The 25,494-nt window shown below is 52.1% G+C and carries 23 protein-coding genes and 1 tRNA gene; 18 read left to right on the top strand and 6 right to left on the bottom strand.

Features of this window, described 5'->3' with window-relative positions; all coding sequences use genetic code 11:
• The first annotated feature begins 17 nt into the window (after positions 1–17).
• Positions 18–317 (top strand): AtuA-related protein, encoded by a 300-nt coding sequence (locus tag B5E56_RS06305; RefSeq protein WP_087189376.1) that lies wholly within the window; start codon positions 18–20, stop codon positions 315–317.
• Between the two features lie 84 nt (positions 318–401).
• Here B5E56_RS06305 and B5E56_RS06300 read toward each other — a convergent pair whose 3' ends face one another.
• From B5E56_RS06300 to selA, 4 genes are all read right to left on the bottom strand, one after another.
• Positions 402–677, bottom strand: a complete 276-nt coding sequence (locus B5E56_RS06300) for a GNAT family N-acetyltransferase (protein ID WP_087389085.1) — start codon at positions 675–677, stop codon at positions 402–404.
• Positions 678–702: 25 nt separating this feature from the next.
• A tRNA-Sec gene (locus B5E56_RS06295) sits at positions 703–798 on the bottom strand.
• Between the two features lie 13 nt (positions 799–811).
• Positions 812–2,347 (bottom strand): selenocysteine-specific translation elongation factor, encoded by a 1,536-nt coding sequence (gene selB / locus B5E56_RS06290; protein WP_087389084.1) that lies wholly within the window; start codon positions 2,345–2,347, stop codon positions 812–814.
• Entirely contained in the window at positions 2,344–3,693 is a 1,350-nt protein-coding gene (selA, locus tag B5E56_RS06285) for an L-seryl-tRNA(Sec) selenium transferase (protein WP_242958797.1), read from the bottom strand. Before selA ends, selB begins: the two co-directional genes overlap by 4 nt.
• A 204-nt stretch (positions 3,694–3,897) precedes the next feature.
• Between selA and B5E56_RS06280 the strand changes: the two genes are divergently transcribed.
• From B5E56_RS06280 to B5E56_RS14420, 15 genes are all read left to right on the top strand, one after another.
• Positions 3,898–5,334: a 4Fe-4S dicluster domain-containing protein gene (locus B5E56_RS06280; RefSeq protein WP_087389083.1), complete on the top strand. Its 1,437-nt coding sequence runs from the start codon at positions 3,898–3,900 to the stop codon at positions 5,332–5,334.
• Positions 5,335–5,725: 391 nt separating this feature from the next.
• A complete protein-coding gene (locus B5E56_RS06275; protein WP_087389082.1) occupies positions 5,726–6,577 on the top strand; it encodes a ParA family protein in 852 nt (283 codons plus the stop codon).
• Positions 6,564–7,637, top strand: a complete 1,074-nt coding sequence (locus B5E56_RS06270; protein WP_087389081.1) for a ParB N-terminal domain-containing protein — start codon at positions 6,564–6,566, stop codon at positions 7,635–7,637. Before B5E56_RS06275 ends, B5E56_RS06270 begins: the two co-directional genes overlap by 14 nt.
• A gap of 153 nt (positions 7,638–7,790) precedes the next feature.
• Positions 7,791–8,165, top strand: coding sequence for a hypothetical protein (locus tag B5E56_RS06265; RefSeq protein WP_158098683.1), 375 nt, complete (start codon positions 7,791–7,793; stop codon positions 8,163–8,165).
• The gene (locus B5E56_RS06260) at positions 8,137–8,541 is read left to right on the top strand and encodes a type II toxin-antitoxin system RelE/ParE family toxin (RefSeq protein ID WP_087389079.1); all 405 of its coding nucleotides are present in this window, start codon (positions 8,137–8,139) and stop codon (positions 8,539–8,541) included. The genes B5E56_RS06265 and B5E56_RS06260 overlap by 29 nt, the downstream gene beginning before the upstream one ends.
• A gap of 85 nt (positions 8,542–8,626) precedes the next feature.
• Entirely contained in the window at positions 8,627–9,730 is a 1,104-nt protein-coding gene (locus tag B5E56_RS06255) for a hypothetical protein (protein ID WP_087389078.1), read from the top strand.
• Positions 9,727–10,479 (top strand): class D sortase, encoded by a 753-nt coding sequence (locus tag B5E56_RS06250; RefSeq protein WP_087389077.1) that lies wholly within the window; start codon positions 9,727–9,729, stop codon positions 10,477–10,479. Before B5E56_RS06255 ends, B5E56_RS06250 begins: the two co-directional genes overlap by 4 nt.
• Positions 10,480–10,879: 400 nt before the next feature.
• Positions 10,880–12,040 carry a hypothetical protein gene (locus B5E56_RS06240; RefSeq protein WP_087389075.1) on the top strand — a complete coding sequence of 387 codons (1,161 nt, stop codon included), beginning with the start codon at positions 10,880–10,882 and terminating at the stop codon, positions 12,038–12,040.
• A 151-nt stretch (positions 12,041–12,191) separates the two neighbouring features.
• Positions 12,192–12,593: a thioester domain-containing protein gene (locus B5E56_RS06235; RefSeq protein WP_343214233.1), complete on the top strand. Its 402-nt coding sequence runs from the start codon at positions 12,192–12,194 to the stop codon at positions 12,591–12,593.
• A 13-nt stretch (positions 12,594–12,606) separates the two neighbouring features.
• Positions 12,607–13,614, top strand: coding sequence for a type IV secretory system conjugative DNA transfer family protein (locus tag B5E56_RS06230; RefSeq protein ID WP_158098682.1), 1,008 nt, complete (start codon positions 12,607–12,609; stop codon positions 13,612–13,614).
• Positions 13,615–13,704: 90 nt separating this feature from the next.
• Positions 13,705–14,853, top strand: a complete 1,149-nt coding sequence (locus tag B5E56_RS06225; protein WP_087389073.1) for a replication initiator protein A — start codon at positions 13,705–13,707, stop codon at positions 14,851–14,853.
• 15 nt (positions 14,854–14,868) lie between these two features.
• On the top strand, positions 14,869–15,417 hold the full coding sequence (locus tag B5E56_RS06220; protein ID WP_087389072.1) for a DUF5697 family protein: 549 nt from the start codon (positions 14,869–14,871) through the stop codon (positions 15,415–15,417).
• A 47-nt stretch (positions 15,418–15,464) separates the two neighbouring features.
• Entirely contained in the window at positions 15,465–17,000 is a 1,536-nt protein-coding gene (locus tag B5E56_RS06215) for a hypothetical protein (RefSeq protein ID WP_087389071.1), read from the top strand.
• Between the two features lie 641 nt (positions 17,001–17,641).
• Positions 17,642–19,501 carry a carboxypeptidase regulatory-like domain-containing protein gene (locus B5E56_RS06210; RefSeq protein ID WP_158098681.1) on the top strand — a complete coding sequence of 620 codons (1,860 nt, stop codon included), beginning with the start codon at positions 17,642–17,644 and terminating at the stop codon, positions 19,499–19,501.
• A 23-nt stretch (positions 19,502–19,524) separates the two neighbouring features.
• The gene (locus B5E56_RS14420) at positions 19,525–20,328 is read left to right on the top strand and encodes a hypothetical protein (RefSeq protein ID WP_143383142.1); all 804 of its coding nucleotides are present in this window, start codon (positions 19,525–19,527) and stop codon (positions 20,326–20,328) included.
• A 146-nt stretch (positions 20,329–20,474) separates the two neighbouring features.
• On the opposite strand, the gene B5E56_RS06205 is transcribed toward B5E56_RS14420, so the two are convergent.
• Both B5E56_RS06205 and B5E56_RS06200 read right to left on the bottom strand, forming a co-directional pair.
• The gene (locus B5E56_RS06205; RefSeq protein WP_087389069.1) at positions 20,475–21,212 is read right to left on the bottom strand and encodes a Fic/DOC family protein; all 738 of its coding nucleotides are present in this window, start codon (positions 21,210–21,212) and stop codon (positions 20,475–20,477) included.
• Positions 21,205–21,408 (bottom strand): antitoxin VbhA family protein, encoded by a 204-nt coding sequence (locus B5E56_RS06200; protein WP_087389068.1) that lies wholly within the window; start codon positions 21,406–21,408, stop codon positions 21,205–21,207. Before B5E56_RS06200 ends, B5E56_RS06205 begins: the two co-directional genes overlap by 8 nt.
• Before the next feature lie 208 nt (positions 21,409–21,616).
• Between B5E56_RS06200 and B5E56_RS06195 the strand changes: the two genes are divergently transcribed.
• Positions 21,617–22,909, top strand: a complete 1,293-nt coding sequence (locus B5E56_RS06195) for an ATP-binding protein (protein ID WP_087389067.1) — start codon at positions 21,617–21,619, stop codon at positions 22,907–22,909.
• Positions 22,910–23,988: 1,079 nt separating this feature from the next.
• On the top strand, positions 23,989–25,467 hold the full coding sequence (locus B5E56_RS14415) for a hypothetical protein (protein WP_158098680.1): 1,479 nt from the start codon (positions 23,989–23,991) through the stop codon (positions 25,465–25,467).
• Positions 25,468–25,494: the final 27 nt, after the last annotated feature.

The raw sequence follows: 25,494 nt of genomic DNA, 5'->3' as shown, positions 1-25,494 counted from the left end.
GAAAGGAAGCATTTGCTATGAAACTCTGGGATATTGCACACTCCCGTACCGGCGACAAGGGCAACATCTCCAACATCTCCCTCATCGCCTACGACCCCAAGGACTACGACCTGCTCAAGGAGAAGGTCACCCCCGAGAAGGTGAAGGAGCACTTCAAGGGCATGGTCAAGGGCGAGGTGGTTCGCTATGAGCTGCCCAACATCCACGCCCTCAACTTCGTGATGTACGCCGCTCTGGGCGGCGGCGTCACCCGCTCCCTGTCCGTGGATATGCACGGCAAGGGCCTGTCCTCCTACCTGCTGGACATGGAGATCTGATCTCTCCCTGTTTCTCCCTATTTTCCCTCATAAAAAGCGCTGGGCGCGGCCGTTTGGCCGCGCCCAGCGCTTTTTTCACTTCAGTTATTCCGCCAGCAGATCCCGTTGATCCGGGTGGCTCTCAAACCATTTGACGGCGTAAGCGCAGGTGGCCACCGCCTTCATGTCCCGACTGCGGATCTGGTCCACAGCCCCCTGCACCAGCTGGCCCGCCACCCCCTGGCCCCGAAGGGAGCCGTCCACAAAGGTGTGGTCGATGTTGGCCACGCCGGGCCGCTCCTCCGGGAAGGTGATCTCGGCAATCAGCTTGCCCTCCTCATTTTCGGCCCACAGCCGGCCGGGCTTACTCTGAAATTCCATGGGGCTTCCTCCTTTATTTTAAAAATGGCGAGGGCGGGTGCGAATCGAACACACCAGGACGGGAACGCCGTCCCCAACGGTTTTGAAGACCGCGGGGCTCACCAGATACCCTTCCGCCCCCATATGGCGGGGAGTTACAGAAATCTCCGCCCCTCCCCGATTTTTTGGGTGATCCGTACCCGGTCCCAGTATTCCAGCAGCAGCAGGGCGTACTTGCGGGAAACTCCCAACTGGTCCCTGGCCTGGGCCAGAGTGAACATTTCTGTGCCAAACCGGGCCTTCATTCTGCTCTGAGCCTCCAGGCAGCTCTCCCCCCAGGCCCGCACCTTGGGGGACAGCGGGGTCAGCACCCCCCGGTCGGCCAGGGCTCTGCCTGCCCGGCGGCAGGCTGCGGCCCCACCAGGGAAAGCCCGCTCTATCTCCTCGTTGGCGGGGGGCTCCAGTCCAGCAGCCCGGTAGATCTCACATAGTTTCTCCTCCAGCTCCGGGTCGCTTTCCGGCGCTGGGGGCGGCGGCGCTTCTCTGACCGGTTCCGCCGGGCGGGGCAGTTCCTTCCCCGCCGCCAGGGCGGCCAGCCGGGTCAGCCGGGCCGGGTCCATCCGTCCCTTGGCGGGGGGCTCCAGGTCCAGAATTACCCCACCCCCTACGGTGACTACCGGAGAGAAGAAGCGAACTACAAACCGATCCCCCCGCAGAGCCGCCAGAGGCTGGTCCAGCCGCAGCTGGGCAAAGCCCTCCTCTCCCGGCTCCAGCTTGTCCCGGCCCAGCAGGATACACCGGCACATCAGCGCCCGCCCGCCGTGGTGGAGATGGAGGGTGGAATTGTTTTTGACGGCATAGGGGGCCTGAGGCAGCACCTTCAGGGCCATATCCAGCCGCTGGGTGAGAGTAAGCCCCTCCGCCGGGGCCAGGGTGTCCCCGCGGGACACCTCCCCACGGTCCACCCCCGCCAGATTCACCGCCGCCCGGCTGCCGGGGGCCAGTTTCTCCTGATCGGTACCGTGGCTCTGGAGGCCCCGCACCCGGGCCATCCTGTCCCCCGGCCACAGGCGCACCCTGTCCCCCCGGCGGAGGGGGCCGCCGGTGAGGGTGCCGGTGACCACCGTGCCGCTGCCCGCCACCGAAAAGACCCGGTCCACATGGAGGCGATAGTCTCCTCGGTCCGACCGCTCCGGCGTCTTTTGGACCAGCTCAGCCAGGGCTCTCTTCAGTTCATCCAACCCCTCCCCTGTCACCACCGAGGTGGGGATGATGGGGGCATTCTCCAGGAAGGTGCCCTTTACCAGAGCGCGTACCTGCTCCTCCACCCCCGGCTTGACGCCCAGGTCGGCCCGGGTGAGGGCGATGACGCCCCCCCGCAGGCCCAGCAGGGACAGGATGGCCAGATGCTCCCGTGTCTGGGGCATGGGGCCCTGGTCGGCAGCCACCGCCAGCACCACCAAATCCATACCGGCACAGCCGGACAGCATGGTGGGCACAAATTTCTCATGGCCGGGCACATCCACAATGCTCACCATCTCCCCGCCCGGCAGGGTCAGGGGGGCAAAGCCCAGCTCGATGGTGAGGCCCCGGCGGCGTTCCTCCGCCAGCCGGTCGGTGTCCATCCCGGTGAGGGCCTTCACCAGGGCGGTCTTGCCGTGGTCCACATGGCCCGCGGTGCCCAGGATCATGGCCGTTCTCCTTTCCACGCCCCCAGGGCATCCCGGATGATATTTTCCTCCCCCGGCAGCAGGGTGCGCACATCCAGCAGCAGCTTTCCCTTGTGGATGCGCCCCAGAATGGGGGTGGTCCACCCCCGGAGGAAGACCTCCAGTTCCTCCGCCGGGTCCAGGGCCACCGCCCAGGAGGGCAGTTCCTCCCCGGGGAGGGTACCGCCTCCCGCCTCTCCGGCGGTCTCCACCGCCTCACAGGGGCAGAAGGGCGTAAGCAGAGCGGCCAATCTCTCAGCCTTTTGCCGCAAGTCCCGGGGCCGGGTCTCCAGCATGGCCCGGGCAGGGACGGACACCCCGTCCCGCCAGTCCCGCAGGGTGGCCTCCAGGGCCGCCAGAGACAGCTTGTCCAGCCGCAGGGCGCGAGCCAGGGGGTCGGTTTTCAGCCGTCTGACGGCCTCCTCCTTGCCCACCAGGATACCCGCCTGGGGTCCGCCCAACAACTTGTCCCCGGAGAAGCATACCACGTCGGCAGCTGCCGCCCACTTCTCCACAGTGGGGTAGTCCTGGGGCCAGGGGCCGGGGCCCAGCGCGCCGCTGCCCAGGTCGCACAGCAGGGGGACCTGATAGCTGGCCGCCAGAGCGGCCAGCTCCTCCACCTCCACACTCTGGGTAAAACCCACCACCTTGAAGTTGCTGGGGTGAACCTTCAGCAGAGCCTGGGCCTCCCCGCTCTCCAACACCCGCTGGTAGTCGGACAGACGGGTCTTGTTGGTGGCCCCCACCTCCACCAGCTTGGCGCCGCTGCGGGCCATCACGTCGGGCACCCGGAAGGAGCCGCCGATCTCCACCAGCTCTCCCCGGGAGATGGCCACTCCCATGCCGGGAGTGAGGGCAGACAGCATGAGCAGCACCGCCGCGGCGTTGTTGTTCACCGCAAAGGCTCCCTCCGCCCCGGTGAGCTCCTGTAACAGCTCCTCCACCCGGCCGGTGCGGCTGCCCCGCTTGCCTGCGGTCAGGTCGTACTCCAGGTTGGAGTAGCCCTCCGCCGCCTGGGCCACCGCCTCCGCCGCCCTTCGGCTAAGCGGGGCCCGGCCCAGATTGGTGTGGAGGGCAACGCCGGTGGCGTTGACCACCCGGCGCAGGCCGGGCCGGGCCAGTTCTTCTGCCGCCTGCCGGGCCCGCTGGGCCAGGATGTGCAGCTCAGGCACCTGAGGCTCTCCCGCCCAAATGGCACGGCGCAGCTGGTCCAGCACCCGGTTGGCCCCCGCCTTCTGAGCGGAGCGGGGCAGGCCGCTGTCCACCAGGGCCGGACTGGCCAGCAATGTGTCCATCCGGGGCAGTGCTGACAGGTCTGATTTGCCCACAACGTCACCTCCTTATCACCACAGTTGCTTGCAGTATACCACAGTTTTCCCCGTTCAGGCATATAAACTTTTTGGTTTTCAGAAACAGGGGTAAAAATATGTGTAAGACAAGGAAACATTCTAATTGACAGGTTACTTACCCTGCGGTTATCATGCTGTTAGTGAAATTGGAAGAGGAATGATGATTGGAAGGAGTGTTGACCAATGCGCGTATTTGAAACCAGTGTACAGGAACTTAAGCATGAGGTGCTGCGTTCCGTGGCCCGGCTGGCCTGGAACGACGATCTCCAGACCGGTATTCTGGATATTCCCGAGGAGATCATCCCCGGTCCCGAGGCCAAAATGCGCTGTTGTATTTATAAGGAGCGGGCCATCATCTCTCAGCGTGTGAAGGTGGCCATGGGTGGCGACAAGACCAACCCCAACCTGGTGGAGGTGCTGGATATCGCCTGCGACGAGTGCCCCGTCACCGAGATCACCGTGGGCCCCTCCTGCCGTGGCTGTATCGCCACCCGCTGTATCCATACCTGCCCCAAGGACGCCATCACCATTGTGGACCACAAGGCCCAGATCGACCACAAGAAGTGCATCACCTGCGGCAAGTGTATCAACGCCTGCCCCTACGGCGCCATCGAAAAGAAGACCCGTCCCTGTGAGCGGGGCTGCAAGGCGGGAGCCATCTCCATGGGAGAGGACAAGAAGGCCTTCATCGATCCCGCCAAGTGCACCTCCTGCGGCGCCTGCATCTACCAGTGCCCCTTCGGCGCCATCATGGACAAGTCCTTTATTGTGGACGCCATCCAGACCCTTCAGGGCGCGGAAAAGTGGGGCTTCCATGTCTATGCCGCCGTGGCGCCCTCCATCGCCGGCCAGTTTGCCCCCGCCGACCTGGGCCAGGTGGTCACCGGCCTGAAGATGCTGGGCTTCCACGACGTGGTGGAGGTGGCCCTGGGCGCCGATATGACCGCCAAGACCGAGGCCGGTGAACTGGAGGAGAAGGGGATGCTGGCCTCCTCCTGCTGCCCCGCCTTTGTGGACTATGTGGAGAAGAACTTCCCCGACCAGGCCCATCTGATCTCCGAGACCCCCTCTCCCATGATTATGGCCGCCCGGTACATCAAGCGGAAGGACCCCTCCTCCAAGGTCATCTTCATCGGGCCCTGCGTGGCCAAGAAGATGGAGATCAAACTGGGCAAGACCATGGGTGCGGTGGACATCGCCCTCACCTTTGAAGAGCTGTACGCCATGTTTGAATCTCAAAACATCGACGTGTCCAAGCTGGAGTATACCGAACTGGATCAGGCCAGCGGCTTTGGCCGTTCCTTTGCCCACAGCGGCGGCGTGTCCGCCGCCGTGGCCCAGGCCCTGAAGGAGCGGAACAGCTCCTTCCAGGCCAAGCCCCTGCCCTGCAGCGGCTTTGAGGCCTGCAGGCTGGCCTTCCTGAAGGCCGCCAAGGGCATCGGCGATTTCAACTTCATCGAGGGCATGGCCTGCGAGGGCGGCTGTGTCCAGGGCCCCGCCCAGCTCATCCGCTCCCCCAAGAACCAGGGCGATGTGGACCGTCACGCCAAGCAGGCCGAGGGCCGCACCATCGAGGGCGCCGTGGCCGAGGCAGAAAAGCAGCCAGAATCTCAGGATTGATCCTCTTTCAGTCTCATCAAACCGTCAGACAGGAAAACCTGTCTGACGGTTTTTTCTATGGATTCCAAATGAAACCATCCTCCGGCCTGCATAGGCAAAAGAAACCTGCGGATACTAAGAGGCGTAACCACAACCGCAGGAGGAGAATCGACATGAAAGCGACTGGTATCGTGCGCCGGATCGAGGAATGAGATATAATAAGACAAAGTCGGAAACCTCTATGAATGGCTGGAGTTTTTGCTGATTTTGTCCGAAATCTCAAACTAATTTGCCATCTTTATAGGCTCCGACATTCCAAACCCTTGATGAAAGGAGGGCTATGTCGGAGCGGGTGTGAAACGCTCACTCCGAAATACCGGAGTGGGCGTTTTCTATTCCGGGGCTTAACTTTATGGAACAGAAAGAAGGTAATAGGATGGCGATTACTCTGGCGATTACGAACTCGAAAGGCGGCGTCGGAAAGACCACAACCTGTGCTAACCTAGGTGCCGCCTTGGCCGCTGCGGGTAAACGTGTCCTTCTTGTGGACAACGACCCGCAAGGAGACCTGACAAAGGTCATGCGAGCTGACCCGAAAATCCTCAAATACACTTTGGCAAACCTGATGAATGCAGTTTTGGACGATACGGAATTTGAACTCTTCGCAGATAAGGCCGTCATCCAAAGAGAAGGCATCCACTACATCCCCGCGAACTCAAAGCTGGCAGCTGTGTCCAGTCGGCTGGTGGCTCTGCAAATGAGCAGCCGGTACCGGGGCGGCGACAGTGGTGGTACCCCCTGTGAAATGGTCATGGCCAGCGTCCTAAAGTATTTTCAGGATCAGTACGATTACATCCTGATTGATTGTGGTCACAGCATGGATTTGCTGACAATCAACGCCTTGGCTGCCGCGGATCAGGCTATTGTTCCCGTGCAGGCGCATTACCTGGCAATGGAGGATATGGCCGATACGTTGGAAGTCATCAAAACAATCCGTCAGGGGATCAACCCAGCTCTCACAGTAGGTGGAATCCTGCTAACCATGTATCAGGGACGCACCAATCTGTGTCGCAGTATCCAGGACGAGATCCAAGCCGACTACGGCAATGCTTTCACCGTTTTCTCTGCCCCCATTGATTTCTCCATCCGTGTTGCGGAGCATCCGATTGACGCGGCAAGTATTTTTGAATATGAGCCCACCAATCCCGCAGCGAAAGCATATTCTGCGGTAGCGCGGGAGGTGCTGTCCTATGCCAAGAAATAGAGTGCAAAATGCGCTCAGACAGCGTAAGCAGGACGAGGCAAGTGCCAACCAGGCCACAGGGCAGACACAGGAAAAAGCTTATGATTGCTTTTTTCATCATGATGACCTTCCATCTCCTATGGAAAATGGGACCCTGTGTACCCTTCCGCTGAAACAGCTGGATGGCTTTCCAGGACATGAGGAACATTTTCCTCTCTATACCGGGCAGCGGTTGGATGATATGGTGGACAGCATTCGTCGGCTCGGGGTGCAGACACCCATTCTAGTCTGGAAAACCAGCAATGGACGTTACATCATCATCAGTGGACATAATCGAGTCAATGCTTCTGTCCTTGCGGGCCGCACTACCATCCCGGCAGTGGTACGGACTGATTTGACCTTGGAAACTGCGGAGGACCTCTTCTTTGAGATGAACTTCCGGCAGCGATCCCTGGCAGACATGCTCTTTTCCCAACGGGTGCTTTGTGTGGCGGCCCATTACAATATGATGAAGCGACAGGGGCGCCGCACAGATCTTCTGACAGCGGCAGAGACTTCTCCTGACACTCAGGAAAAGTCAGATACGGGTGATCCGGCCACTTCTCCTGACACTCAGGAAAAGTCCCATACCGACGAGAAGATTGCTCAGGAATATGAGTTGACCCGAGATAAGGTGTCCAAATACTGTCGATATGCAACGTTGTACCGTCCCCTGCTGCTGCTCATGGATACCGGAAAGCAGTTGGGACAGCTGGCCGCTTACGAAGTCAGTTTCGTGGAAGATCACGACCTTCAGGAATGCATCTATCAGCACATTTCCGCTGGGAAATCAGCACTGTCCACTGCAAAAGGTAAAAAACTCCGGGCACTCTTTGAAGCGGGAAATTTGGATGCAGCGCAAATCAAAGCTATTTTGACCGAGGAGACCACCACCGCAAAACGGCCCGGGCGCCGCATCTCGGTTACGCTCTCAGCGGATTTTGAGTCGTATTTCCCAAAGAAGGCAACTGCAAAAGAAATCGAAGAAACCATTCAAAAGGCACTTGAACTTTATTTTAAGACTACAAAGAGTTCTTTATAGAGTCAAGCAAAAAGTACTGGCTCGGCGCTTCCGATAAGGAAGCGTCGGGTCTTTCTTTTTCAAAATAAATAGGAGGTAGGTAATATGCCAAAAAACCTGTATCTTCGTGTCCCAGATCCTTTTGATGAATCCACAGCGGCACGTTTGGAGCGTATGGGAATTCTTCACCCCACCGGCGAAGTAAACATCGAGACCATGCGCGCCTTTGTGCAGATATTTGCAGGCCTGTTCTTTGATGATCTGTGTGATTTCTACTCGGACCAGGAGGAGGTCTCTGCCGTGGCGGCTGCTTTCTCTGAGCTGTCCGCCCGAAAGGACTGCCAGAATATCTATCTGCTGATTTCGCTCCAGTATGATACTATCCGCAAACCGCTCCCTGATCCCATCTGGTGGCTGGCCGGCTGTGCCCCCGCCTTGTCCCTATTCTGTCTGGGATTTGTGGAGCGGCTTCTGGAGCTGATGAAAGGCCAGGCCTGCACTGGGAAGGAGAGAGTTGCGCATGAAGTTGCAGATTGTTGTACCGGTTGAGGGCGCTACGCCCTTCCTGGAGTTCTTCGATACTCTGGATGAAAAGCAGCGACAAAAGCTCATGTCGCTTTTTGCCATGCTTTTGCAATCGCCCGCAGCAGTGATGCGGGAACCCTATGTGAAGCATTTTTCCATCGAACGATACCAGGCTCTCTATGAGCTGCGAGCCAAAAGCAAGAACTTGGTTCGGATCATCTTCACACTCACCGACAGCGGCGACATTCTCTTTCTAGCTCCGTTCATCAAGCGCCATAAGAGAAACACCATGCAGGCGCTGGAACGCTCTCTGGACTACCTGGCGTACATCAAGGATGGGTCATGCTCCATTCAGGAGCTATCCATAAAATTTTTTCTCAATGGAGGTATCACAGTATGACGAAACACAAATTGATCTGGGCGGGGCTCATCATTGGGCTTCCCACGCTGTTCCTGGCGCTCTGGAAAGGCTGGTGGGCGAAGGTATGAAGAGAACGGCTGTATTATTGATGCTCCTGTGTATGCTGACTGTCACGGCCTCTGCGGCCTATGTCCCGGAAGATGTGGTATCGGAAAACCGGGACGGCAGGCAGCTGATCATCAAGACCTACACCCTTCCCCCTGATGCCGACCCCAGCGAATTGATCGAGGAACCCTTTGAGCTGGAGGGCTACACCTACCATCACCTTGAAACCGTCAAGGAAGAGCAGGCATTTAAGGATTCCAAGGCACAAACGGAAGTTGTCACATTGGAAACCAATACGGATGATCTGGCAAAAATACTTGAGCAGCTGGCCCCTACCATGGAATACAACAAAGACGGCTATTCTGGTACGTTAACTCTGGATCATACCACCATTCAGACTGAGGCCGCAGGCTACACCACGAAATACTATACCATCACTGATACGAAGCAATTTCCGGGACTGTCCCGGAACGATCCTTCCTGCGTCCCCACAACGACCGTGAAAAACGGCAGTACCTTGACGCTGAGTGATATTTCCTGGACCGTAACAGGCACGGGTCTGGCTGATGACACTCTCGTCCCCACCTCGTACACGGCCACGGCAACCTATACGGCAACTGGGAGCCGGAGCGTGGCTACCGGCTATGTGACTACCGCCAGTTATACCGGAGAAGTCATAGCTGAAGGCATTCAGTCGATTGCTTACACGGTCACCTACTTGGGCACCCCTGTTGAAACGCCGGTTACTTTCCAGCCGCTCTGGCTGGCTGTGCCTGGCGCGATTCTCCTGCTCCTGGTATTAGGCGGCATCGTGTATGCAGTGCGCTTCCGACCCAATGCAGTAATCTATGCCATGAACGCAAGAGGTGTAGCCTACAAAAAACTGGGCAAGCAACGGGTTTCCACCCGCACCCCCAAATTGGATCTCACTAAACTGCGGGAGTACCCGGCGGGCGATGCAAGCGTGGAGTTGCCCAACAAGCTGGCACACAAACTTGCCGGCAGGATCATCACCATCCAGATGTATGGCGGGAGTCGTACACACCTGGTGGAACCTTTCGAGGGGGATGACAACTACTGGTTTGCAATCAATGAAGACGAAAAGGAGGATGATGAATTATGAAACGATGCAGAGGGCTATTGCTCTCCTTGGCGGGCTTGATGCTCATGACCACCCCTGCTTTTGCTGCGGACTACAATTTTGAAACGCCGTCGCCTAAGGATTATTATGGGAGCACTTCCTACGAGGAGGTTTACGGTGCGCAGTACAATTACGGCGGCATCAACGCTGTGGACTTCCTTGACCCCTTGGCTGACGGCGCCCCGGTCTCCACGGTGGGCGGTGGCTCTACTGTGGAATATGGGATCAACGCGGGCAACGGAAGCATCTATCCGGACAGCAGTTCGGACGGTTACCCCATCCAATGGGGAGATGTTTCCACACTTCCGACAACGCAATTTACTTCCGCCAGTGAAGTAAAGCGTTCCGATGGCAGTATCGGTACCCTGGTTATCCCTAGCCTTGGGATTCGCTATAAGGCCTATGAGAGTACAGACTCGGCCGCCATGCGAAATGGTGTGGGCCACTTCCCCAGCACCAGTGCATGGGGTGGAAACATTGGCTTATGTGGTCACAACAGAGGATCGAGTCACAACATCGGCTCAATCAAGAACCTGGATGTCGGCGATACCATTCGCTATGAGACCAGTCTGGGAACGCGTACCTATGCGGTAAGCGCTGTCAAGATCATCGACAGGACGGATTGGAGCTATCTGAATGCCACATCGGATAACCGCATTACCATTATCACCTGTCTGGCAGACCAGCCTACTAAACGGGTTTGTGTCCAGGCGGTCGAGGTCAGTTCATAAAAAATTCAAAATAAACTTTTATGGCCTCAATTCGTCCCTCGAAAAGCAAAAAACGGCAATAACAGGAATATAATAAGTGACTTTTGATTTATCGGCAAAGGCGTTTCAAAAAAACCTTTGACACGGCTCCTTTTTCGCATTATTTTGGGCTTGAGGAAACATTTCAGGTGGAAAGGGGGCACCGTTATGACATGGAAGTTTCCAAGCGAAAGGGGCCGGAAACCGGATGACTCTACTCTTCGCATTTGCTTGGATATGACATTTGACGTCCCCAATGAGATCGCAGAACAACTTGAATTATGGGGACTCAATACATTCCAGAAATGTGAGTACGATCAGGATTGCCGGCAGTTAAAGGTGAGTGCTCAAACAACGCTGTATCGAAAGGGGGCTTAAATCAATGTACTGGAAACGCTTTTTGCCATTCCTTCTCAGCCTGTGTCTACTGCTTGTTTTTTCCGCAGAAGTAGCTGCGGCTGCCGTTTCCTCTGAACAAGAGACCGCGGCCAGCCATCTTAAAAAGCAAGGAATCATGGTGGGCGATCAGGCTGGAAACATGAATCTGGATAAAGGGCTTACCCGGATAGAACTGGCCACGATTCTAACTCGCTTGAATGGAAATCCAGAGCATGTTCAGGCCGAACAAGTATTTTATTCCGATCAGTGCAAATTCCGGGATGTCCCAGATTGGGCCCGTCTCTATGTAGGCTACTGCTATTTTAACGGCCTTATGGTCGGTTATGATACTGGAGCCTTCGGCGCCTATGATGGTGTGACCCCTGCGGCTGCCACTACAGTTGTTCTAAGGTATATGGCCTTGCCGGAGGTTGAATGGGATTATTCCACCGCTTGCCAAACTGCCCTGGAGCAGGGGCTGATTACATCCGAAGCTGCGCTCAAAGCAGAAGTTACGCGAGGCGATCTGGCAGTCATGATCTACCGGGCTTTGGGGAATACAGGTCCGACGGACACAGAGGAGTCGGAGACTCCGTCTACCACGGGTATCAGTAAAAATCCGGATGGTTCGATCAATCCGCCCGCTGACGGTTCTCAGTATGTTCCCCAGGTCGGAGATGTGATCCGCTGTGATGACGGGACCAATTATACCATCACAGATGTGAGCCGTTGGGATAAGAGCATGTTCGCATCCGGACCAATCGGTGCTTTGCCGGAGCCCACCTGTGACTGGAGCCTTTTGGAACAGCCGGAGCTCCCGGAAATGGAAGTGCGACACTGGCAAAATGAGACTGGCGATCATCTCCGGGTCCGCAATCTCTACGAGACCAGGCGAATGCAATATACCCTTTATAATGCCATAGGCGCTAACCCGGAGACATGGGAAAATGGCGCACCAAAGCTTTCGTCGAAAGGAAACCAGCTTGTTCACATCAATCTCAGCATTCCTGACGACTTGTCTTATCAAATGTTTTGGCCTTGGCGAGCAAGCGAAATCGTAAACCTCTTTAATTCTCTTCCGCCTGGAACCTACTCCATGCAGGCATGGGACGTTTATAAAGACGGAAAATTCCTGCATACAGAATATCAGATCCATGTAATCTAACTTTTGAGCAGAGAAAGACAGCAGGCCAAGTAAGGTGTGCTGTCTTTCTTTTTACCCAGTTTGCATCTTCACCACAATTTAATCAGACCCATTCAAAGGGGGGATGCAACTGCGGTCAGGGGCATCCTCCCTACTTTTATGGAGGTTGCTCATGAAAAAACGATTGATTTCGATACTCTTGACCCTTCTGGTGGTCATGGGACTTCTCCCGACTGCCGCTTTTGCTGCAGAAACGCCTGAGGAGGCGCTGGGAGAGGTCCAGATTTACAATGGCGGCTATAAGATGTCCTACCTGTCCATCAATGGCCGAGTTCGGGAACTGATTTATACCTATTACAACTATGACAATGGAAGCGGCTCAATCCGCGAGATACCGGCATATTGTGTCAATCCCAATATCTATGGCGTTCCCCAATCCGTTCCGGAGGGGGAGAGCATCGAGTATCTGGCGGATGAAAAGGCCAGCGACCCCAAAGTGGTCGGCATCGTCGCTAACGGTTATCCGACCCGCAGTCTGCAGGAGCTGGGACTGGAGAACAAATATCAGGGCTAACATCGCCATTGGCTTGGGCAACCGTCTCTCGGTGTTTCAAAACCCGCTGGTAGACAAGATTACTTCCTACAACGAGATCGACCTGACTTTACCCGGCAGGAGACCCTGTGCGTTTTTCTGCTGTATCTCTGCTCAGGATTCTTCGCTGGAGTTTTTAAGCTCGCTGTTCTTCTCCCAACTTTTTTCTCGGCTTATCGACTATGGGCGCCGACACGGAGAGCATGGGCGGCTTCCCATCAAGGTCAATGTCTGCTTGGAGGAATTCTGTAATATTGGAAAGCTGCCCGATTTCAAAAAGGTTTTGAATTTCTGCCGCGGCTCCGGGATCTTCTGCCAACTCGTGGTTCAATCCATCCCTCAGCTGCAGGACCGGTACCCCAAAACCGAGTGGGAGGAGCTCATTGGTTGCACGGATATTCAGATCTGCCTTGGATGCAATGATGTGGATACGGCGACCTATATCTCCAAAAAGTGCGGCATGGTCACCATCAAGGTGGAAAACAATCAGATGCCCCTCCAGCCGCTTTTCTCCCCAGTCTATAATTCCACCCGGCCATACAGCCAGACCAAGAGCAATACCCAGCGCGCCCTTATGCTCCCGGACGAGATCCTGCGGATGGATAACCGGGAGAGCATCGTTTTGCTGCGCGGCCAGAAGCCGTTGAAGCTCTATAAGATCACACCGGAAGAGCATCCCAGCTTTTCCAAGCTGCATGATGTTCGGATCTCCGATTATGTTCCCGAATGGCGCCGCCTGGAAGAGACTACAAAAGCAGAGCCCGAGCAGGCTGCGGCACAATCCGCAGAACAGCCGGTTCCGTCTGCAGGCGATCCGGTCCCGACAGTTTCCGAGCCAGAAGCGGCTCACCAACCCGCATCGGATGCTGGGAAGAGCACCGGCCAAGAGTGCGAGCGGGCCCCGGAGCCGGACGCTGGCGGCGAGGATCAGCCGGATGTGGATTCTCCCTACGGAGCCTTTGATTTGATTGAAATGCTGCCGGACGAGGTGGGCGGGCCATAGGCGGAGGAGGAAGATTTCTTCCTCCTTTCCCTTTTGCCTGGCAGGACGGCAATTCCCAAATTTGAATGATAGGAAAAGGAGTGAATCACCATGAAGGCAGCACCCATGACAAAAAAGCCGTCTTTCCCGCTGATGAAGCAGGGCGACATTCAAAATATCTACCATCTCCAGATGCCCCGGTGGCTGTTCACGGACTCCAGATACATGGAGCTCTCTTTGGTGGCAAAGGTGGCCTACACCTTTTTGCTCAACCGCTTTCAGCTCTCCAGGCTCAACGGCTGGATCAACGATGACGGCGAGGTGTTCATCGTCTATACCAGACGCTCCCTAGCTGCAGAGATGCAGGTGAGCTATCACAAAATCATCGAGGCCATGAAAGAGCTGTCGGCCTCCGGGCTGATCTGGGAGCGCCGCTGCGGGCGCGGTGACGCCAATCAAATCTACCTGGCTTTGGTCAAGCATGAGGAAGTGGTGGACGGCAGCGCGCCGTTTGTTCCGCGGGAGCACGAGGCAGCCGGCGGAGAACAGCCGGGTTCCATGAATGCCCCGGGCGAATCCCCTGAGGGGCCTGCGGAAGGGACACCTGCAGCAGGATCACAGGAGGAACAAGCACTGGCCAGAAGTGCCGGCTCAGAACTTCTTGATCCCAACCAGCAGGCACCGGGCGCACCTATGTCTGCTTCAGAAGTTCCAAACAGGGACTTCATGAGGGCCGGGGATGAAACTTCAAGAGGTGCGCAAACAGAACTTGCAGAGATCGACCAGCGGGACCCCAATTATATTGATTCAAGTCATACTGAGCGGATTCATACTGAAGTCAGTCTATCTATCCCACCGGGGGGCTATCCGGAGGGGACGGACAGACTTGGACAGTGGTGGAGAAATCTTTCCGAACAGGAGCAGTTGGAGCAGATCCTGGAGAACTGTTCGCTATGGCTGTTCGACGCGGAAACGGCAAAGGTGTTTGAAAACGCGATTGAGCGGCTGTTCTACACGAAAGAATACCGCATTGGGCGGGCCGTATTGCCCCAGGCCAACGTACGCTCCCGGCTGTGGGATCTGGACAGCACCACCCTCCAGACTGTGGAGCGAAAACTGCATCAAAATCAGAGGTCCATCAAGAACTCGACCGCCTATACCATGGCGGTCATTTTTAATGCGATCTGTGAGGCACAAAGCGATCTTCTGCTTGACCCCTATCTCAACAGCCTCGGCGGGTATTCCGGCGACGGAGCGTGAGAGGGGGCGGGGCAGATGCTTTTGACGAAAGACCAGCAGTTTCTTCTCGGCGTGCTGCGGGAAACGGGATGGATGCGGCAGGATCAGGTGCTTCCCCTTATGCGGCTTTATGATCCCGCCAAAGTGCAGTCCCACTGCGAAGCCATCCTGCGCCACCTCCGCTACGCCGGTGAGCTGATCCCCATGGACGACGGGCTGATCTGTCTAGCGGAGCTCAGGGGAAAGGGGGCGGACCATGCAATGCTGTGCGCCCTTGACGTTCTCCTCTCGCTGGCGTCTGGACCGCCGATTCAGCTGACCAGCCGGATGCCGCCCTATAAGCTATGTTTTCTGTTGGAGCGGGAGGGCGGGCGGATCGACGCCTTCGGCGTGCTGCCGGTGGAACCCGGGCGCGAGTCGATCACCGGCATACTCCTGGCCCAGCAGCCCCAGGATGTGACCGTGCTCCTGTTTCTCACCAGTCTGGAGCAGCATCAGCTTCTCCACCTGCGCCAACGGCACTACTTTGTCATCCGGCAGGAAGGCAGGCTGCGGTTCTTTAAGGGAGGTGATGCCCGGCAATGACGCGCAATGGCGGACCAATCTCAAACCATACAGGAAGGAGTCAGACTATGAATTACGACGTACAGGAAGAACGGATAGAGCTCAACGATGGCGGGGAGCAGAGCGGCGCTGTGCTGCTTGAAGATGTGCCCATGGAGGGCGCCGCCGGGGAAAGTGAATTTGCCGGTGACGGGGTAAACGACGGTGCTGCGGAAGATGCCGCCTCCTTTGCCGAGCAGGGAGATGGGCAGCTGGAGCCCGATGTTCCCATGGAGGACAGCGGAGAGACCGCTCAGGAGGCCCAGGAGCCCGCGGAAGAGAAACCCAAGCGTAAGCGTACATCCAGGAAAAAGGCGGCTGAGGGCCCCGCAGAGGCGCCCCAGGAGACGCCCGGTGAGGGCGAATCTGAGGATGGAGACCCTGTGGAGGCCGCCTTGGACGAAGATGCTTCGGATGGGGTGGACGCTTCTGATCCCGGCGGTGAGGAGCATGACGCCGAGACGGCAGCATTTGTCCTGGAGGAAACCGGCGAACCGGAAGATCCGGAAGCAGCGTCCTTGGACGGCGCAGACCCTGGGGACGCGGAAGAGCCGGCGGAAGAACCGGCGTCTGCACCTGCGGCGGCGCCGCCTGCCGGCGGAGCAAGGCCCCGGCGGGTCCGGAGAACGGCCGCTGCAGAAACGGGCCCCAAGGAACAGTTTGCCAGCAGGCCGCTGAAAAACAAACCGGCGCTCCTCTCCTTGGACCTGAATGAATTGGACCGGGACCTCACGGAGGAAGAGCGGGAGGAATGGAATGCCATCTATGCCTCCTACCGTTCCAAGTCCCTTCTGACCGGGCGGATCATGGGCATTGACACCCACTCCTTCACGGTCCGGAACCGGGAGACCGGCCAGATCGAGCGGCGCAGAATGCAGTGCGCGGTCATCATCAGCTATCGCGTCAAGGTGCTGGTCCCGGAGACGGAGGTGTGGATGCCCGGCCAGGAGCGCCCCCCCTATGTGCTGCGCAATATGACCGGTGCTGAGATCGACTACACCATTATGGACGTGGACCGCGAGGGCGGCGTAGCCATTGGCTCCCGCCGGATGGCCATGCTGGCGCGCCGGCATTTCTTCGATACAGCAAGGAACGGCCACGAGCTTGGAGAAAAGCTCACCTGCCGCGTGCTGTCTGTGGGCCCCAAGCGGTGCCTGGTGGAGTGCGGCGGCCGGGACATGAGCCTGAGCCAGAAGGATTTGACCTATACGGCCACCCCCGATCTCCGGGAGCGGTACCATCCTGGTCAGGAGCTGGACTGCATTTTGAAAGAATACAACCGGCAGTCCGGGCAGATGTGGGTCTCCGTCAAGGAGACCATGGCGAACCCCTTCTTCGGCGCCATCAAACGCCACCCCATCGGCAGCCGCAGACAGGCCGTCATTTCCGGTAAATACGGCGGCGGCGTGTTCTGTACGCTGCCCGATGAAACGGTGTGCCTGTGCCTCTATTCCACCCGCCATTCGGACAGTGACTTCCACGTTGGAGACACTGTGATCCTGGCGATCAAGCAGTTCGACTATGAACGGCACCTCATTTATGGGCGCATCCTGTCCAAGTGGTGAGCGGCATGGGGCAGGATAAACAGCTTTTGGAGGATCTGCAGACGCTGGTAGGGTGCGATTACCTCTCTGATCTGCGCTTCCTTCCTGATCGTGAGCCCATTCACAGGGCTATCAGGCAGCTTTGTCCTGAGGACTATTCTCCTGCGCAATGGAAAGAAGCGATATGTTATCTGCTTTTTTAGCTGCAGAATACAGGCTATAAACGTTAATCGGCCCCCTGAGCGAAATCTCAGGGGGCCGATTTTTTGTTTATTTCGATAACCAAGTTCATTACTTCTGCAGAATGTCAATATGGTGTCACTTCTTCATTTATGTGTTGAAGCTTGATGCTTTGATAAAAGAAAAACATGAAGTGTCCCCATTTGGCGTATTTCATCGTATTTATGATATGAACAAGATATTAAAGTTTTTTAGCCTATGTACTGATCAATATAGATAGATTAGTCGATGAAATGTGCTCACTTGGAAAGAAAAACGTCTGTTATATTACAAAAGCGTACAGGTGAGTGCTTTTAATATTCCATTCTGACTGGGAAGAAAAGAATGGTTACAGGGGAGGTGGGTATGAACTAGGTTAAGTCAGAAGTAATAAGTCAGCTTTACCAGCAAAAATGCTACGCTCAAAAGAAAGGAGAACCTTCATGAAACGGATTATTGCTTGTTTCATCGCAGCAGCTTTGATCATGAGTTCCTCAGCTATGGCAATTTCTGCAGATTCCACCCTGGTCCCAAGAGATGTAAGTATGGGTTCTTTTGTCCAAGCATTTAATGATGCAGACATTCAGAATAATTTCGAAAACTACACTACAACTACCGTTAATGTCCCGTTAAGAGTAATTTCAAGCACTCTTAACATCGCTATGGATACCCCTCAGATTGTCGAAGAAAATACAGCAGATGTAGTTGGATTGGTATATGATAGGCAAACTCAAAAACCGGTTCAAGGCGCCACGGTTGGGGTGAAGGATCTTGGTATCTCAGCAACAACGGATAAAAATGGTCGCTTTGCCATTGGCAACATGCCAGTTGGTCAATACGACCTCCTTATCACTGCTGCTGGATTCCAGGATTCTGAATATAAAAGCATGCCTGTGGAAGATGGTGCCGGAACAGAAATCTATTCGTTGGCACTGGATAAAGAGTGCGCAGTTATTGAATCATATCTTGCTCCGGAGACCATGAGTGATATGTGCATGGATGACTGCAGCACTCCTGTGGAGGGAGATTACGATGCAATCGACATGCTCAGTGCAGAGCCAAGTAGAACTCCTGAAGCCAGACTTTATTCGCCTCCAAATTTGATGCACTTGATCGTGAAATACTACCATTCTGACGGCACATATGAATTCCATTCGTTTGGGTCTTCTAATATTGACGAGTACCTTTACTATGTTGTACCCTCAGAGATGTATTTCTACACGGTAAAATTGACTCAGGCACAGCAATCCGAGGCATACAAAGCTCAGGCAGTTGCCGCAAGAACATTTGCTGATTATCTCATGCGAAATCCTAAACACAAGGATACTGGCGCCTATATTTGCTCTAAAGATAATTGCCAAGTTTATTGTCCTTATGTTACCAACACAACCGCTATTGAGGCAGTAAAAGCCACCTCAAGGCAGATATTGTTCGATAATATTGGCAACTACCGGCTGGCGACCGAATTCCATGGCCAGTGTCGAGGTTCGACCACATTTAATGGGAAAACCATGACTTGCACAAAGCATGCTCTTCCGCAAATACCCTATGCTCATAATCGCGGAATGTGCCAAAGTGGAGCAGTTGCAATGGCACTGCAAGGAAAGAAATATTCCAATATTCTGAGTTTCTATTATCCAACGACCTCAAGTAAAGCTGCTGCACTTGTTACAGCAGGAAAAGTTCCTACGGAAGGAATAAATCCAGGCGAAAAGAAGCGTATCTCTGGTACTACAGCAGTAGAGTACATTTTCACTGTGAGTAAGAACGCTTCCTACTATTTCTTGGCATCGAGTGCATCAAGTGCGACTGTAAATGCAAGCATTACTGTAAAAAATTCGGCTGGTACTGTAGTAGGTACCGGAACAAATACTCTGACCAAACAGCTCTCGCCTGGACGATATAGCGTTACCGTTAAGAACAAATCTACTGGCAACCTAAGTGCGTTTTTCGACATCAGGTGCCCCGAGGCAGATTCGGAGGTGTTCGTATACAGTGAACCGAAGTATCAGAACTATATGCAAGGCTGCGTCTATAAGCAGGTGAAATTCGTACCGACATCCACAAAAAAATATACTTTTACAACATCAAAATTTATTACAAACCAAAACCTGTATATGGCCATTCTTGATAGCAATTCCAGTATGCTTGTAGAGAGCAAAAACGCTACCGGCTATCCTACGCTCTCTTGCAACATGACTAAGGGCAAAACCTATTACATCATGATTTGCTCGAAAGCCTTTGTGAATGTGTCTACGATGAAGTCTGCAAGTAATTTTGATGCTGCGCTCAAAATTACTTGATCAGCTATGGGGTGTAGGTAAGAATGAAAAAAATAGCAGCTGGTATTGTGGGAATCTGTAGTCTATTAATTCTGACCGGTTGTATGTCAACGCAGATTTCGCAAACTGCCGAGAGCACGATTTCATCTTCTCTGGATATTGACCAAGATGGCACAGAAGATTTGATCGAAGTGTATTATCAGACTCCCGAACAACTATATTCGGATAATGATGAAAAAGCGGATAATACATATTCTCCATGCATTAGAGTCGTAATTTCGGGAAATGAAACCGTTATACCAGTCCAAGAGCCATACATTTATGATGCGGCTATTCAGGCATTGACATCTGATACTCGTTCTCCAATTATTCTTGTAACATTTGATGTTGGAGGGGCGTTGGGGAATAAAACAATCTATGCGGTGACAGTTCAAGATAAAAAAATAAAAGAGCTGCCCCTCCCAGAAATAGAATCCGGGGTTTTTGGCTACAATTTTGATATTACCTATCTCAATATGTATGAGGTAACAATATCATGTCCTCAGACAGGGTATTCAACACAAATAAGCCGCCCTCAATCAAGTTTTGAAATGACAACAGATGGGCTAGATAGCATTTACGACGAGAATGGAATCGTGATGTATCAGCCACAAATTTTCATTCATCGCCCCAGTTCTGTCGAGGTGGTTGAACACAACGGAAGGACGTGTCTATCAGTAAAGCAAAGTGTTTCAGAAATTATAGACGCAAATGTTTGGGGAGAAATTACAACTTTTTTGACTTGGGACTCAGATGGGAATTATGAAATCCTTGAGCAACAAGTTACTGTGCTTTCCTCAGTGGAGTAAATGATACTGGAAGTCTTACCATAGGCATTTAACGCATATTAAGGCCCACAGAGTTCGGAACAACTCTGTGGGCCTTTTCAGTTGCGAACAATTCAAAACAATTTTTATCTCATTAACAATATGAAGCACAGAGCGCATACTGAAACTCAGACAGGGTTTGGTGCTTTTGATCTCTCATTTTTATTGTCGTGCGTAAACATTGTTTTATCTTTTAGATGACCATTTCTTTTTTCCGGCAAATCCGGAGCGTGGCTCAGGCTCTTCCCTGAGCCCTCAATCAGTGTACTACGCACAATATCAAGCAAGAGTTGCTCCAGATGTTCACACTCTGAGAATTGGTCCAGTGAGGCCATCACGAGGGCATCACGAATACTGCCTGCGTTACTCACCAAGAGCGTCTGATCTACAGAGTATCCATAGTGCTCCGCAAAGAACATCATCATCATAAGAATAGACTGTGTATTTCCCTCCCTGAAAGGGTGTACCTGCCAGATGGGCGGAAACATCCGGGCCATCTCATAGACGAACTGCTCCCGGTTGAGTTCGGCCCAGGGGACGCAGAGCAGTCTACTAAAAGCCACTTTCAGATCTTCCGAAATATCGTTCTCTCTGCTATACCAGACGCTACGCCCGCACAGCAGCTGCTCCGGTTTTTCAAGGCTGATGTGACGATATTGCCCCGCCCAATCGTAGAGGTTACCAAACAGCGCGAAGTGGATCTCACACAGACCGGCTGGAGAAAAGTCCTCAAATCCCTTCTCGTATAAGAGCATCATATTGGCTCTGGATAGTTCTGCTTCAATGCGATTCAGCGTTGTTTTATCCTTAGTTCCCAGTCTATTTCTGAAAACGGGAGCATCTATATAGAAATACGGATCAGACATGGCTCCGGCGCTCCTGATCTGCGAGATTGCGGTGATAAGTCAGCAGAGCAGCTTTCATTTCTTCTCCGGTAAGTTCTCCTCGGGCCCAGCTTGCAGAAAGAGCTCTGGCATAGTCAGAAATCGGTGTGCCTTCGATGGCAATTACAGCATCTGCTGTCTCAACCGCTGCGGTCCGCTTTTGTAGCAAAGAACTCAATGCACCTTCACCTCCTCGCGTGGTTTTCAATCAGTATAGCACAGGAGCGCTTTGATTTCCAGCATAGCGCTAAAATCGACTACAACGCCACTTGAAAAAATGTGTAAAGTCTCTTCGAATATATTTGAAAAAACGTGTTCATGCTTGATTGAATTACTTGAAAAAATGTGTTACACTGTGATTGTCAATAGAAAGGAGGGCGATCTGGATGAAACGTAACGCGATGCGTGACCTGGTTCAATGGAAAGAGAGCGAAGATCGCAAACCAATGGTGCTCAAAGGCGCACGCCAGGTAGGCAAGACCTGGCTCATGAAGGAGTTCGGCAGTAACTACTACCAGAACTATGTTTACTTTAACTTCGATGAAGAGGACGAACTGAAGTCCATCTTTGAGAAAAATAAGAATCCACAACGGATCATCGAGCTGCTCTCCATGATAGCCGACGAGAAAATTTTACCTGGTGACACCCTTATCATTTTCGACGAAGTTCAGGAGTGTCCAGAGGCTTTGAATACCCTCAAATATTTTAAGGAGAAGGCCAACGAGTATCATGTGATCGCGGCCGGCAGCCTGCTTGGAACGCTGCTGGCGCAGCCTAAGTCCTATCCGGTCGGAATGGTCAATCTATTGAACGTCCATCCATTAACCTTTGACGAATTTCTGGAGGCAACGGACGAAAGCCTATACAAGTATTATTGCAGCATTCAGAAAGAGCAGCCCATTGAAGAGATCTTTCATAATCGGCTCATGGAAGCATATAACCTCTATTTGATTATCGGAGGAATGCCGGAATGTGTGACCTCGTGGGTCAACCACAAGGACCCTGCAAAAATCTCTCAAATCCAGCATGAATTGATCGAGGTCTATGAGAACGACTTCTCCAAACATAACGGGAAAGTCAACAGCGGTCGCATCCTGATGGTGTTTCGCAGTATTGTTGCTCAGCTGGCCAAGCCAAATGAAAAGTTCATGTACGGGGCCGTCCGTGAGGGTGGCCGGGCAAGGGACTTTGAGGAAGCAATCGAGTGGCTTGTGTCCGCCGGTATGCTCAATCGTGTCTACAATGTCTCCAAGATGGAGCATCCACTTGCGGCCTTTGATAAACTGGACAGCTTCAAACTCTTTGTCTTTGACACAGGACTTCTCAAGCACATGGCCGGCGTAGATAACAGCGCAATCCTTCTACAGAGTAATTATCAGTTCAAAGGGCCGCTCACTGAAAATTACGTCTTGCAGCAATTCTGTGGGCAATTTGAGATAGAACCCAGATATTATTCAGACCGCAGCGGCGAGATAGACTTTGTCCTGCAATATGGTACGGAGATAATTCCGGTAGAGGTCAAAGGAGGGGAAGATAAATCTGCACCGACCTTCAAGCGGTACACCAATGAGAAGCAGCCGTCTCACGCGATCCGCTTGTCCAAACGTCCCTATTTGAAGAACGGTTTGATCACCAATATGCCGTTGTATCTTGCCAGAAAGGCAAAATACCTACTGTAGATTTCGATCTATATATCCTTATACTACAGCGCTGTTAGCGCCGGCTATAATCGTCGAGTGGTTAATGTCCCCTTCCTAAACAGCCACTTATAAAAGGATTATTACAAAATACATGTAGTGATTAATTTTTCGACAAAAAGTTGGAGAGGACCATCGATGCGGTGATTCTATCCAACTTTTTTGCGTTTTTTGGGAAATAATCTTCGTTTTGGCTTAGTGCCTTTTTTGCATTTTGAAAAAAATAAATTTTTCTAGTCCAAAATCTTCCTCTCTCATCGTATTAAATAAAGAAATAGGATTACACGACCTGTTCAATTATTGCGTGCGCTCACGGGACATGTTCCTGTGAAACGCCGCGAAGGAGAGGTGGTGAGGCCGATGGCTTAGATTGAGAATAGGCGATTCTTATCTGGCATAGCATTAACCTACGGAGCAAATTCATTTTCAAGGAGGAAATGACAATGTTGAAGCACAAAAGAATTGCATCGTGTGTCTTGGTGCTGGCTCTCGCTTTCGTTCTGTGCATTCCGGCTTTCGCTTCTTCGTTCAGTGCCGACTTCTCTGTCCGGACGGGAAGTTCTTCGTCCTGGAGCGGGAAGGATACGGATCTGTGGAAGTTTACGTCTACGGATGAAGCCACGTTCAAAACTACCCTTACTTATGGGACCAGTGTTACGTCCACTCTCTGGATGGTCAAGGTATGGGCGCCCGACCAGAGTATTACCAGTTATAGTGTGACAAAGAGCGATGGCAGCAATAGCAATACTTTTGTTCCTCAAACCTCTAACAGTTACTATGCCGTCGTACAGCCCGCTGACAGCTATGGTGTCAACGGAACTGTTTCCGCATATAACTAAATCCACATCGCAAAACAAGTAAACACAATTTATGCAATAAGGGTGGGGTACCCCACCCTTATTGCATAAACAAGAGTAAAATTGGGGAACAAGCTCTTTTGGGGGACATGACATGAAGCTTATCCATCTTAACTTAAAAATAGTGTTTTCATCAATTTTGACATACTTATTTTTTGCACTTAATTTGTTTTTTTTCGTGTTTTTTTGATTGTATTGAATGGTGTGCCATTTATCAATTATACATTTTTCCTTGATGCTTTAGCCTATTATGAAATAGCGTTATTCATTTTATCCTTTTGTCTCTCTGTGTATTTCTCTCACAAAAAACACACATTAGAAAAAATCTGTTTCGTCGAAAAGCCAAAATATGTTATCGCTACTTTTTTGGCCACTCTTTTAGTGTCTTATCTGGTGTGCTTTCTTCCTGTTTCGTATATTCTTATAGCATCATTACAAGAAGGAACCGGACTATATTTTAATCTCTTATCCATTATTTATTTTTTACTTAGATGGCTCTCTATTCTTTCAATATCTCAAGCTGTTGGATATGTCGTAGGGCTATTAATTAAAAAAAATTTTGTATATCTTTTGGCGGCACCGTTTTCAATCCTGTTTAGTCACTTGAATGAAACATTTTTCGATATATTTTTAGATGGAGAAACACTTCTCAAAGTTTCTAATCTTTTTTCCTTGCAAAAAATTTTTATAAATGCAATAGACATTGATTACAGTGGCCCACGTATTGATCTGCTTTATTTAGTTAAACAGTTAATCGTTTTAACGCTTATGTTCCTTCTGGTTTCCATAATCAAGATTCTTTCAAACAAAAAAGTAAAACTAAAGTCCATAGTATATCTGTGTTCATCCTTTATAGTTTTGGGGTTGTTTACGTGCGGGTATATTAACTTATTTCCTCAATCATATGAATACTCAGATAAATTGTATGCATTAGAAGACATCGATAATGGATATAAAGTTCGATCTTACGAAGGGAAAATAAAACTTAGTGAAAACAGCAATTTCTATTGTGTTCTTGATGTCGAAAAAGGAGAAGGAGACTTAATTATAAGGTTAGATAGAGCCTTTCAAATTGAGGATATAACTGTAAATGGAAATAGTGTCAATTTTTCAAAATCAGGAGATTATATTAGCATTCCGCAGGTTGGGCTACCTGCGGCTCAATCTTTTACAATTGAATTTTCTTATTCTGGCCGAGTACAATACATAAATGATGTTAACTGTGTGAATATATACACCTCATTTATTTCTTCAGCGCTTCCACCCAATTTTGCTTTTATACCTATTATTGATGGTGATATGTCAGTTAAAAACTGTAACTTTGATGTTGTTAGTAGTAATAATGTTATTTCCAATTTAGATGTAGACAATTTAGACAATAGCAACCATTATGAAATAAGCGGCTCTGCTTCTTCTTTTTGTATTTTTTCTGGCTTCCTTGAAACCATGGATATAAACGGCACAACAATATATAAGGCAAAGTATAATCAAATTACAGACTATTGGAATGAATATCAAGCTAGTTTGTCAAGAAGGTACTTAGATCCCTATACAGGGACGTTGCAGGAAGACATACCTTTTAGGCCACAAAAGGTTTTTATGATTTATTATCTTTATGGTGTTGTTGGATATCCAGTTGTTTTTGACAACTACATGATGCTGAACTACGGATTTACAAGTTAGCAAAAGTAAACATGTACTGACCTTTGG

Source organism: Flavonifractor sp. An112 (assembly GCF_002161085.1).
Taxonomy (GTDB): domain Bacteria; phylum Bacillota; class Clostridia; order Oscillospirales; family Oscillospiraceae; genus Flavonifractor; species Flavonifractor avicola.
Note: the sequence above shows the minus strand (reverse complement) of the source record. Positions and strands in the feature narration are given on the sequence as shown.

What these genes read in the sequence shown, in the direction of transcription:
- B5E56_RS06300 (WP_087389085.1), bottom strand. Translation starts at nt 677, where the DNA reads ATGGAATTTCAGAGTAAGCCCGGCCGGCTGTGGGCCGAAAATGAGGAG.
- B5E56_RS06255 (WP_087389078.1), top strand. Translation starts at nt 8,627, where the DNA reads ATGAAGAGAACGGCTGTATTATTGATGCTCCTGTGTATGCTGACTGTC.
- B5E56_RS06215 (WP_087389071.1), top strand. Translation starts at nt 15,465, where the DNA reads ATGAATTACGACGTACAGGAAGAACGGATAGAGCTCAACGATGGCGGG.
- B5E56_RS06220 (WP_087389072.1), top strand. Translation starts at nt 14,869, where the DNA reads ATGCTTTTGACGAAAGACCAGCAGTTTCTTCTCGGCGTGCTGCGGGAA.
- B5E56_RS06205 (WP_087389069.1), bottom strand. Translation starts at nt 21,212, where the DNA reads ATGTCTGATCCGTATTTCTATATAGATGCTCCCGTTTTCAGAAATAGA.
- B5E56_RS06210 (WP_158098681.1), top strand. Translation starts at nt 17,642, where the DNA reads ATGAAACGGATTATTGCTTGTTTCATCGCAGCAGCTTTGATCATGAGT.
- B5E56_RS06250 (WP_087389077.1), top strand. Translation starts at nt 9,727, where the DNA reads ATGAAACGATGCAGAGGGCTATTGCTCTCCTTGGCGGGCTTGATGCTC.
- selB (WP_087389084.1), bottom strand. Translation starts at nt 2,347, where the DNA reads ATGATCCTGGGCACCGCGGGCCATGTGGACCACGGCAAGACCGCCCTG.
- B5E56_RS06195 (WP_087389067.1), top strand. Translation starts at nt 21,617, where the DNA reads ATGAAACGTAACGCGATGCGTGACCTGGTTCAATGGAAAGAGAGCGAA.
- B5E56_RS06275 (WP_087389082.1), top strand. Translation starts at nt 5,726, where the DNA reads ATGGAACAGAAAGAAGGTAATAGGATGGCGATTACTCTGGCGATTACG.
- B5E56_RS06240 (WP_087389075.1), top strand. Translation starts at nt 10,880, where the DNA reads ATGTACTGGAAACGCTTTTTGCCATTCCTTCTCAGCCTGTGTCTACTG.
- B5E56_RS06280 (WP_087389083.1), top strand. Translation starts at nt 3,898, where the DNA reads ATGCGCGTATTTGAAACCAGTGTACAGGAACTTAAGCATGAGGTGCTG.
- B5E56_RS06260 (WP_087389079.1), top strand. Translation starts at nt 8,137, where the DNA reads ATGAAGTTGCAGATTGTTGTACCGGTTGAGGGCGCTACGCCCTTCCTG.
- B5E56_RS06305 (WP_087189376.1), top strand. Translation starts at nt 18, where the DNA reads ATGAAACTCTGGGATATTGCACACTCCCGTACCGGCGACAAGGGCAAC.
- B5E56_RS14420 (WP_143383142.1), top strand. Translation starts at nt 19,525, where the DNA reads ATGAAAAAAATAGCAGCTGGTATTGTGGGAATCTGTAGTCTATTAATT.
- B5E56_RS06225 (WP_087389073.1), top strand. Translation starts at nt 13,705, where the DNA reads ATGAAGGCAGCACCCATGACAAAAAAGCCGTCTTTCCCGCTGATGAAG.
- B5E56_RS06235 (WP_343214233.1), top strand. Translation starts at nt 12,192, where the DNA reads ATGAAAAAACGATTGATTTCGATACTCTTGACCCTTCTGGTGGTCATG.
- B5E56_RS06270 (WP_087389081.1), top strand. Translation starts at nt 6,564, where the DNA reads ATGCCAAGAAATAGAGTGCAAAATGCGCTCAGACAGCGTAAGCAGGAC.
- B5E56_RS06265 (WP_158098683.1), top strand. Translation starts at nt 7,791, where the DNA reads ATGGGAATTCTTCACCCCACCGGCGAAGTAAACATCGAGACCATGCGC.